10 protein-coding genes are annotated in these 10,653 nt (G+C 51.3%); 7 read left to right on the top strand and 3 right to left on the bottom strand.

Features of this window, described 5'->3' with window-relative positions:
• The 3 genes from KGZ93_07015 to holA form a co-directional block, all read left to right on the top strand.
• Positions 1-2,346, top strand: a 2,346-nt coding sequence (locus tag KGZ93_07015; protein MBS3909363.1) for a DNA internalization-related competence protein ComEC/Rec2, incomplete at its 5' end; no start/stop codon positions are given.
• 289 nt (positions 2,347-2,635) lie between these two features.
• A complete protein-coding gene (locus KGZ93_07020) occupies positions 2,636-2,857 on the top strand; it encodes a hypothetical protein (protein MBS3909364.1) in 222 nt (73 codons plus the stop codon).
• Positions 2,858-3,143: 286 nt separating this feature from the next.
• On the top strand, positions 3,144-4,148 hold the full coding sequence (holA, locus tag KGZ93_07025) for a DNA polymerase III subunit delta (protein MBS3909365.1): 1,005 nt from the start codon (positions 3,144-3,146) through the stop codon (positions 4,146-4,148).
• 431 nt (positions 4,149-4,579) lie between these two features.
• On the opposite strand, the gene KGZ93_07030 is transcribed toward holA, so the two are convergent.
• Positions 4,580-4,909, bottom strand: a complete 330-nt coding sequence (locus KGZ93_07030; protein MBS3909366.1) for a hypothetical protein — start codon at positions 4,907-4,909, stop codon at positions 4,580-4,582.
• On the bottom strand, positions 4,906-5,247 hold the full coding sequence (locus KGZ93_07035; protein ID MBS3909367.1) for a hypothetical protein: 342 nt from the start codon (positions 5,245-5,247) through the stop codon (positions 4,906-4,908). Before KGZ93_07035 ends, KGZ93_07030 begins: the two co-directional genes overlap by 4 nt.
• 273 nt (positions 5,248-5,520) lie before the next feature.
• Between KGZ93_07035 and KGZ93_07040 the strand changes: the two genes are divergently transcribed.
• A complete protein-coding gene (locus tag KGZ93_07040) occupies positions 5,521-6,072 on the top strand; it encodes a Uma2 family endonuclease (protein MBS3909368.1) in 552 nt (183 codons plus the stop codon).
• Between the two features lie 103 nt (positions 6,073-6,175).
• Here KGZ93_07040 and KGZ93_07045 read toward each other — a convergent pair whose 3' ends face one another.
• Complete coding sequence (locus KGZ93_07045; GenBank protein MBS3909369.1) at positions 6,176-6,391, bottom strand: hypothetical protein; 216 nt, start codon at positions 6,389-6,391, stop codon at positions 6,176-6,178.
• A gap of 994 nt (positions 6,392-7,385) precedes the next feature.
• On the opposite strand from KGZ93_07045, the gene KGZ93_07050 reads away from it, so the two are divergent.
• From KGZ93_07050 to KGZ93_07060, 3 genes are all read left to right on the top strand, one after another.
• Positions 7,386-7,874: a SipW-dependent-type signal peptide-containing protein gene (locus KGZ93_07050; protein MBS3909370.1), complete on the top strand. Its 489-nt coding sequence runs from the start codon at positions 7,386-7,388 to the stop codon at positions 7,872-7,874.
• Between the two features lie 32 nt (positions 7,875-7,906).
• Positions 7,907-8,572: a hypothetical protein gene (locus KGZ93_07055; GenBank protein ID MBS3909371.1), complete on the top strand. Its 666-nt coding sequence runs from the start codon at positions 7,907-7,909 to the stop codon at positions 8,570-8,572.
• Between the two features lie 307 nt (positions 8,573-8,879).
• Complete coding sequence (locus KGZ93_07060) at positions 8,880-10,301, top strand: signal peptidase I (protein MBS3909372.1); 1,422 nt, start codon at positions 8,880-8,882, stop codon at positions 10,299-10,301.
• Positions 10,302-10,653: the final 352 nt, after the last annotated feature.

The raw sequence follows: 10,653 nt of genomic DNA on the forward strand, positions 1-10,653 counted from the left end.
AAAAGGGCATTCCCGCCGCTGGCGCTCTTTGCCGGCGCCTATGTGGCGGGTATAGCAATATCCGAATGGCTAGATATAAAGTTGAGCTATACGCTATGCGCACTACTAGCAGCCAATATAGCTCTAATCATAGTCACAAGACAAAGGGTAAACTATAGGTATATACTAGCGGTAATTGCCCTGGTTTTACTCGGCGTGACCCTAACCGCACTCGCTTCAGAACGGCTGGACGCGGGCTTTCTGAGCAAAGCGGCCACTGACGGCGCTTACGTCAAGGTCGAGGGGACGCTCATAAACGACGCTGTCTATCACCGGGGGCAGACGCGCTTCGATATCCGGGTCGCGCGGCTAGATGACGGAAGGCGGGACTGGGCGCTCAGGGAATATGCGCGTATCCAAATCCGCTCGGATGAAAAAATCGAGCTGCACGCGGGGCAAGCGGTCAGCGTATCGGGCAAAGCGCGCCTGCCGAAATCAACCGGCGATTTCGATTACCGGCGCTATCTTTACTATCGCGGCATTACAGCTACTATAAATTCCAATCTCGATGATATAGTGCGGGCGGAGTCGAATCGGGGCGATATTTCGGCGTTTCTCTTAAAAGGGGCGGGCGTTTCACGCGTCTGGATAAGGGAGTGCAACGCGGCCCGCTTCGGCAGCGGCGATGAAGCCGGCCTGCTCAACGGTATCGTCTTAGGGGATACCTCGATGTTGAGCGAGAGCGTCGACGAGGCTTTCAAGACGACCGGCCTTACCCATATCGTCGCCGCGTCGGGCATGAACATCGCGCTTATCGTCGGCGCGCTCTGGCCGCTCCTTCACCTCATACGACTACCCGCTGTTTGCCAATACGCGGTGCTGGTCATAGCCGCGGCCTCCTACACGCTGCTCGCGGGGATGCAGCCCTCGATCACCAGGGCGTTTCTCATGGCCTGCGTCGGCCTTACCGCGTGGTTTTTCGGCGGGAACAAAAACCATCTCGCATCGCTAGCCGCCGCGGCCCTCATTATCCTGATTCTCGACCCGTTCGCGCTCTACGATATCGGCTTTCAACTCTCGTTCGCCGCGACCGGCGCGATCATCCTCTTGGTCCCGCTTTTCGAGCGGATGGCCGCCGACACCCCGCGAGCGCTCCGCTCGGCGCTCGCGGTCACGCTCGCCGCGCAAGTCGGGGTCGTCCCCATCATGGTCTATTATTTCGGTTACCTCTCGACGATATCGCTCATCGCCAATCTCGTCGTCGCGCCCCTGGCCGGGCCGATTCTCATCCTTGGTATGGCGGTCGTCCCCATCGAGGCGATAGCGCCGCTTCTCGCGACCCCCGTATATTTCATAGTCGGCCTGCTGCTGAAAGTGATGATACGGACAGCCGCTTTCCTCGCGAACGTGCCCGGTGGCGCTGTCTATTTTAAGCAGCCGGGTTTGGCGATAGCGGTCGCGTCTTACGCCGTCTTGGGCGCGGGCCTTTTCTTCTTGCGCACGCTAAATGTCAGGTTAAGGCTCGCGCATATAGCAATGCTCTTGATAGCGGTCTCCGCTGCTTCGATATGGTGGCAGGCGGGGATGGCGACGGCTCCATCGCAACTCGAGGCGGTCTTCTTGGATGTAGGCCAAGGCGACGCCGCGCTGCTGACCGCGCCTGATGGGGCGCGGGTTCTCGTCGACACCGGGCCGAACGCGGCCGCGCTCAAGCGGCTCCTTGCCGAGCGGGGGGTCAACCGAATCGACACGATTATCTTCAGCCATGAGCACGCCGACCATGTCGATGGGGTCCATGGGATATTGCAAAGCTGCAACGTAGGCGCGGTCGCGTATCCTCGTGCCATGGGGGAATCCGATGAGGGCGGGGCGCTAATCAGGCAGATAGAGAAGAGCGGAATAGAGTGTATAGCGCTCGATGACGGCGACACCCTCGAATTGGGTTCGGTATTGAGGCTGGACGTCCTTCTTGCGAGCGAGTACGCGGGAGACGGCCGCGACGATTCGGCGGTCTTCACCGCGCGTTATCGCGACTTCGACATCTTGTTCACCGGCGATGCGGGCGAGGAGACCGAGGCGTCGTTGCTCGCGCGGGGCGACGAGTTCGATATCGACGTCGACGTCTTGAAAGTCGGCCATCACGGGAGCGCGTATTCGAGCGGCGATGATTTTCTGCGCGAGGTAAAGCCGGAGGTCGCGGTCGTCTCGGTCGGCGGGGACAACCGGTACGGCCACCCGTCACGCGCCGCGCTCGACAGGCTCAAGGCAGCCGGCTCGAAAATCTACCGCACAGACCTCCACGGGGATGTTACAATTAAATCCGACGGGGAGACCTACCGTGTCTACGTGGAGAAGCAGGCAGACTAATCAAGAGGTTGCGTCAATCACTAGAATAACCAATTCGCCGTTATCGATTGCGTAAATAATTCTAAAAGCCCCAATTCTTAATTTCCAACGATCCTTTAGTTCACCCACTATATCGAGCCTACCTGTGTAAACGCCTATGTCCACTGGAAGTCCCAAGATGATGGGACTTGGGCCAAAGAGCTAATGGTTTTGCACTCCAAGGAGATCGACTGGGATTATTTGGCGAAAAGAGCGGGAGAGGAACGTGTCGAAGCCGCTCTTGCCGAGCTAAAAGAGGAGTTTTGAGAGCATGAGAAAGATAAACTGGGATGAATACAAGGCTAGAAGAGCCGGTTTTGCCAGGGTTAAAGCCGAGCACGGTCTTGACAGAAAGCCTTCCTCCCGCGTTAGGGACATGGAGGAGAGAAACCTCTTAATTCAGCTTGACAAGGCCCGGCTCGAAGCCTGGAAAGAAGAGGGCAAATTCGAGATTTTGGGCGCCAGAAAGATCAGGTTCCGGGTCAATCGGTAAGCGCGAGGGGTTAAACCCCACTGCATACCCAGGCTAAAACCTCTTGCCGTTCTTGCCGAGTTTACTTATAAGTATTATACTCGCGAGTATAATACTAAAAATACGATTTCATGAGCGTGCGGTATGATTCGCAGCTCGTACTTTTGGCCGATTGTACCGCTCTATAGATGCTTAATCAAATTATTTGCTCACAAGCATGGGGGAGCCGGGCAAGAATCTTGTCTTTCGGATATCGCTGGATGCTACAATAGGGTTGAAACCAGATTGGTCGAGAGCAAGGACGGCAATGAACGGTCAGATAAAAAAGCCGCAAAAACAAAAACCGTTAAAACCAGTCTATCTTATACACGGCGACAAGAAACTGATAGACGACGCCTTGGCGCGCCTGAAAAAACGCATCTCCGCGCAGTTTGACCTCGATTTTAACTACGACCAATTCAACGGCGCGGAGGCAAGCGCCGTGAAGATAATCCAGGCCGCGAACACCCTGCCGTTCATGTCGGAGAAGCGCCTGGTCGTCGTGAAAAATGCCGATAAGCCGGCAAAAGACGACGTCGCAAAGCTTGCCGAATACGCCGAGAAACCGTCCGAGTTCGCTTGCGTTGTCTTTGTCTCGAACAGCGCCAACAAGACGAGTCGTCTCTACAAGGCGGTCGAAAAGACGGGCGAAATCGCCGAATACTCGCTCAAAATCCTCAACAAAAGCCCTACGGTCTGGATTAAAGAGCAGTTCGCGGCGCGCGGCAAACTCGTCTCCGATGCCGTCGCCAGGCACCTGCTGCATGTGGTCGGCGCCGACCTCGACCGGCTCGGCACCGAAATCGAGAAGGTAAGCCTCTACTGCGAAGATGAGCGCATCATCGACCCCGACGATGTCGACCCCGTTGTCACCAGGTCAACGGAGGTATCGATATTCGACCTCTCGACACACATAGGGGAGCGCAACGTCCCAAAGGCCATCGAACTCCTCGACCGGTTGCTCACTCAAAAAGAGGCGCCGCTCAGTCTTCTTAGTCTCATCGCGCGCCACTTTCGCCTTATCCTGCGGACGAAGGTGTGGACGGAGGCCGGGCGCGACAGCAAGTTCCTAGTCGAGAACCTCACAGGCGCCGGCGGCAAGAAACTCCCGCCCTTCGTAGTCTCCAAATACCGCGACCAGAGCCGCAACTTCTCCATCGAAGAGCTTAAGCGAGCATTCGAGCTGCTGCTCACAGCCGACATCGCCCTAAAGTCCAGCCCCCAGCCGCCCGAGGCCGTGTTGGAGGATTTAGTCGTGCGGCTGGCGGTTTAGCCGCATTAGCTTGCGATACGAAAATTATTAAGCCTCGTGCTTCTCAATCCCTCTTACTGCGGATTGGTTGCGACTGAGCTTCTACGAGGCGCAAAAGGAGATGAAGAGCTTAGTACACTCAATGATCTTTTTAGCACGTTATGCCGAATTGAAGAATCTTATGAAACATTTTACAGGGCTGGAGTGCTTGGATATTCTTTAGCAAGAAAAGGGATTAATATTTCGACCGTGGATTTGGCTATAGCCCAAATATGCCTAGATAATGAGATATTAATTTTTACCCATGATAAGCACTTCAATATTATAGCGGACCATTCGGCATTAAACGTTTTGTCTTAAGACAGGGGAATGGACAAGGGCTTTAAGGTCGGTGAATGAGGCGGTTCGTTCTTAGCTCAGGGAAGCACCCTGCGGGTGCATGCGCTTACTCTCTATTTGGACAAACGAGCAGCAAGAGCGAAGTAATAGAAGTAGCGGTTTAAATCCTCAGGCGAACTATTGTATTTATTTCCCCCCAAGATTGCATCACAAAAGACTTCTCTTGCGCGCGTTATTTCTTTCAGGCGATGGCGCCAACGAGGATCACTTATTGTTAAATCGAATAGTTCAAGAGCGCGGTCAAATGCGTTTTCAAGCAGCTGTTGATCTTTGTTTTGAAAACGAAAGGCGCGGTTTACCTCGCTGCCGATATTACCCAATTGTTCGGCCAAAGAAAGCTTCCGCCAGTTCCCTTGCGCTAAATCGCTGTGTTTAATATTCATCGCACAATTAATTTGTTTATAATTTCTAAAATCTTCTCTCTTATCTCTGGATTTTCGATATCTCCTGAGCGATTGTTCTGTGAAGGCTTTATGTTAATCATTGAATCAAACTCAACCCATTCTTTCTCCGGTTTCTCTGGATATAAATTAAAACCCCATAGATATTCTTGCCGACCTCCTTGCTCCAAGAGAAGCGCTTCTTCGTCAGCGTGTAGTTCACCACCAATAACCAATATCTCTTTATCAAGATCAACTACAGCTTTGACTAAATCACCGAATTGATCCTTGGCAATATTTATCAATTCTTCTAAAGTTGTGGGATTCTGTACTATTTTCATAAGATAATATGAAGCCGCTAACCTAACAAAAAAATTTAAACAAGAATGGCATCTAGACCTTTATATCCAAGTTTGTTATCGCTTAAAAACCGAAACATATATTGGTAACGGTCAAGATAGTTGCACTAGCGTTGATATTATAAAACAGGCGTCTTTATATAACAAGGCCACGGAAAAATCAGGTTCCGGGTCGACGACCCCATAAACGACCCCATAAAATTGATAAAAGCTGAGCAGCGGGGTAAGATGGTCTTAAGAAGGAGGCGATGTTAAATGGCCCGTCCAGCTCAAAAGAAAGACAAATACACTTATGAGGACTATCTGCGCCTGCCCGAAGATAAGCGGTACGAGTTAATTAGAGGGGAACTAGTAATGGTACCAGCGCCTAAGACGAAGCATCAGAGGATTTCTTTAAGGCTACTGCGCTTATTGTCGGATTATGTAGAAAAAAACAACGCAGGCGAAATTTTCCCGGCGCCTACCGACGTTTACTTTGATGATGAAAACGTTGTGCAGCCGGATATATTATTTATCTCAAAGGAACGACAAGAAATCATCACCGAGGATAACATTAAAGGCGCCCCCGATTTGGTCGTTGAGATAGTTTCGCCTTCTTCCGCATATTATGACCTTGTCAAAAAGAAGAAAATCTACGCCAGGTTCGGTGTTAAAGAGTACTGGGCTGTTGACCCCGAAGAAAAGACCGTCGAGGTCTACCTGTCGGCTGATGTCTTTAAAGTAGCTCAAAGTTTATCAGAAGGGGATAGCCTATCCTCGGCGATGTTTCCGGGATTATCAGTCGACCTTATAGAGTTGTTTAAGTAAATTAACTAAGTTAGCCTATGCCGCCTTTGCCGCTTGCTATATCCACCTTGAGATATCTGATTAGTTATGAGATACTCGTTCCGTTTATCCGTTTCTATTGGCACTAACTTTGCGAGGTTAATTTCTCTTTAATCCACATTCTTACCAAAGAGGTGTAACTGAGGCCTTTCTCTTGCGCGATTTTTTTAAGTTTTTCGATTTCATTTGGCTCAAGCCTAAAAGTGATTTGCGCTTTTCTTGGACGAACAAATCTAGCCTGAGCTTCTTCGGTATCTTTTGCAAACTCAGAGAAATCATGCGTTTCCCAAAGCTCTCTCACTAAATGATAAAATGCTTATATATGATACGCGTCAAGCAGGTTTTGCAAAGATTCCGCATGCTGTCCATGAAGTTTAGCAGCTCAGGGCGGCTGGGGAGGTCTGACCCCGCTCACCGAATTAACAAAACATTAAGAAATGTTTAACCATTAGTCGTTGATTCTTCGGTATTATATCAATAGAAGCAGGCAAATGGCTGCTTAACTAGGCGTTAGGAAAGTATTACGAGTATTGCAAAAGTTTCTCAAAAACCTGGTCGAGTACTTTTTTCAACTTATATTCGCTGAGATATTGATTTTATAAGATTCTCTAATAACGCTTGCCATAGTATCGATGAAATGCTAGGTTAAGTCGTAACACTATATGGTTCACATGATAAGCATCGCGGCAAGCATCGCAGCCTCTGTCTCGCAATGATCACTGCAGGAAACCGCACTCAATGCACTCAATGTCAAAATCAATATCTCATCTAAATGAATAAAATAAATAGTAAGTCATCGATGCGCGAGCAAATTAATGCTTGCGGTAATAGTTAACGGCAGGGCAAGAAGCTACTAAAGGAAGCTGCTAAAAAAGCCGTGAGTTTTTTGGGTTAACAAGAAAATAAGAGGGGGGATGCTGTCACATCCCCCGAAAGCAGGCGCCCTTGGGTTGGGACCGTTAAGCCTGCACTTGTATTATCGGGTATTTTTCCCTGTTCATCAAGTGCGAACAAGCCAACTACCTCCCAAGCGTCTGCTTTCGCAGAGAGATCCGGCGACCCGTTTCATCCGTCGATGGAGAAAGACATCGCGAAAGACATCGCGATTGTCGACACCGATGCGGCTGAAGCGGTTGCTTAAAGATCGAATATCCCTTGAGCGGGGAAGCGAAAGGAGGGGAGAACGGGAGAACGAGTTTTAGCATGCTCAAAAAGGCCTGGTTCGAAAAGGCCTGGTTCGCACAGAGCTTCGCGGACAACAGTCCGCGGAAAAGACTACTAAGAGGAGAATTAACATGAAGAAAATCGTATTGAGCCTTTTGACAATCGCCGTCGTTGCCGCTTTGGCGGCCGGGGCAACGTTTGCCGTATTCACCAGTACGGCTACGAACCCGAACAACACCTTCGGCACTGGAACGCTTACAATAAAGGAGGGTACGGCTACTGCCGAAGCGAACATCAGCAACATGAAGCCGGGCGAGACCAAAATCGTCAAGATCCCTGTAAACAGCACCGGTACGCTTCCGCTTAATTACACGGTAGAAACAACGCTTACCGGTACCATCATGCTCGGCCAAGCTGCTAATGACCCGCGTGTTAGCGCTGTCTGGATCGATAACGTGCACAAAACCTCCCTACCGGCTACGGACAGCCTGTCGGCGGCCGGCGGCACCGACCCCTCTGACCTTGTAGAGATCCACATCACTCTACCCTCTGCCGCGGACAACGCGTACCAGGGTAAAACCGGCAACCTGTCCGTGACGTTCAATGCGACACAGCAGTAAGGCGGGGTCTTCTAGCTTAAGGGTGGAGCACTATGAGAACAAAGAGAACAAAGCTATTAAGCCTGGGGTTGTTGCTCCTCACGTCGTGCCTCTTAATCGGCGGCGCAATTTTTACTTTTGCGCTCTTTACCGGTAGCGCCGCGAGCGGCGCGAACGCTTTTGCCGCGGGCACTTTAAAGCTCGATGTGCAAAACGACGGCACGGGCGCCAATTTTCCACTTTTCGTCGCAACGACCGACGGCGAGCTTAAGCCGGGGCGCGCTTTACCCGGAAGAACCTTGAAGGTTTTAAATGTCGGCACGCTGCCGTTTAAACTAAGCGGGTTAAATGCCGCGCTCTACAACGACCCGCAGACCGCGGCGGATGATCGCGTGCTGGCCCAAGGTTTGTGGGTTAAGGTATTCGAACTCGAAGCAAGCAACCCAACTAATAAGTTATTTATTTGGGAGGGCAGGATGAGTGATTTAGCGGTAGCGGATGGGGTGTCGGTAGCCGGTATTCAGACGGTTTATCCACCGTCTATCACACCCACACCTACGGTTAAAGAGATATCGCTCCTTATCGAGATATCCATGCCTTCGGATACGCTCACGCCGCTTGCCGATCACAATGGTGACGGCTTCCGGGACGACAACGACTACCAGGGGCTTAAGTTGAGAGCTGATTTAGGAGTTACCGGTCAGCAGTTGATACCGTAGCGGCATGCGGCCATAGCAGTTGCGGTTTTATTAGGGCGGCTACAATTAGAGCGGTTGCGGCCATAGCCGTGATAGCCGGGGCCGGGGTAGTTACAGCCGTTATGGAAGGGCATGGAAGGGGCAAAAGCTAACACGAGAGCGTTTGCTTGCCCTGCCGGGTTAGGCTACAAAAAGAGGTACGAGGGGCTCGAAAACACCGGCGGCCGGGCCGCCGCCGGTGTCCCCTTAAATAGTCATATTAGCGTGAGACGTATTGGTAAGTAAGTCCGTGCCATAGCTTTAAAGCTTTAATCAGGTCTGGTGAGGTATGTTAAAGAGACTATCGAACGGGATTTTTTTAATAACTATAATCGCGATTATCGGCTCTTTAGGTTTTGTCGCAACCGGCGCCATTAAGGCCGACATAGGTTTAAAAGATATAAAATCGCTAAGGCCGCTGGTCGTTCTTACCGGCAGCATGCATCCCGCAATGGGTGTTGGAAGCCTTGCGTTGATGCAAGAGCTAAACCCAAGCGGTATCGAACGGATAGTCGAAGGCGATGTAGTTACCTTCAGAAATCCCGAGGACCCGACAAAAATTATCACCCACCGGATTGTCGATGTGAAAGAGCGGGATGGACACCGGATTTTTAAGACCAAGGGCGACGCCAATGAAGGCGTTGACTCCTGGGCGGTGACACCTGGGGCCGTTGTGGGCAAAGTCGGTTTTTCGATCCCCTACCTCGGCTACGCGCTAAGTTTTATCAAGACTAAGAAGGGCTACGTCTTGCTCGTCCTTATTCCGGCCCTTTTAATCATCCTCAGCGAGTCGAGAAAGATTATCGGCCACTTAAGAAAAGACAATAGAAAAGATAATAGCTTAGACTCAGAGACACCAAGCGACGGCACAGCGACCAAGGCGACGGCCTTGTTGTTGTGCGCCTTGCTAACGTCGTTCAGCACGGTTCAGCACTCGTACGCGGTATTTACAGATAGTAAATCGGTCTATGCGGTTCCATTCAGGGCCGCCTCGTTCGATGATGCTTTTATGTTAACGGTCGGTCGGGCAAAAGCTATTAGGCACCCGCGGATTAACCAAAATCGCCCGGTAGTGTTTCCTATCGCAAGCGTGGATGAATTAAGCGCTCTCAGCCTCGATTTTGGCCATGTACCGCCCGGCAACAGCAACAATTCACCCGACGTTTTCAGGGTGAAGAATATTTTTGACGGTAATCTGCGCATTACCGCCGAGGCGGAAGGGGCAATCGCGCCGCTTATCGATAGGATTTCATTTAGCAGGAGGCGCGACGATCGGACTCGCTACGTGATGACGCCGGGTGAGGAAGTCTCCGTAAATATAAAACTCGGGGCGGCGACGGATATACCGGAGGGTATTTATACCGGCTATATTAAATTAGAGGCGCTCAACGGTTTCTTCTTAAAGAAAATTCCAGCCGTGGTCGAGGTGGTTTCCGTAGCTTTACGCGACGCCGACGTGACCCGTGCCGACGCGATAAACGAGAACAACGAGCCCGACGCTATCGGTGGGAAGAGTGAAGAGTTAGGGGTGAACGAGCCCGACGCCCTAAACGAGAACACAACGTCCAGCGCCCTAAACGAGAACAACGAGCCCGACATTGCCGGCGCCGACGTGACCCGTGCCGACGTGATCGGTGTTGATGCTACCAGCACGACCCCAGGGACCCAGGGGGTCAGACCTCGGTATCCCCATTTACCAGCATATCAGTAACGCTCCTTTGCTTTCTTCAAATTCAGCGCTTCCTAAAAATACCCGGTCTCGGGTCTTTTGTTTTGATTGATAAGCATTTCGCCCGCAGGGGAGAGAGATTGCTTTAGGCGAGGTTGACATATCATCGGGGTTAGGTGCGGATACCGTCCAGGGGGTCAGTCCAGGGGGTCAGACCTCATTATCCCCATTTACCAGCATATCAGTAACGCTCCTTTGCTTTCTTCAAATTCAGCGCTTCCTAAAAATACCCGGTCTCGGGTCTTTTGTTTTGATTGATAAGCATTTCGCCCGCAGGGGAGAGAGATTGCTTTAGGCGAGGTTGACATATCATCGGGGTTAGGTGCGGATACCG

It is taken from the genome of Actinomycetota bacterium (genome assembly GCA_018333515.1).
Taxonomy (GTDB): Bacteria; Actinomycetota; Aquicultoria; order Aquicultorales; family Aquicultoraceae; genus Aquicultor.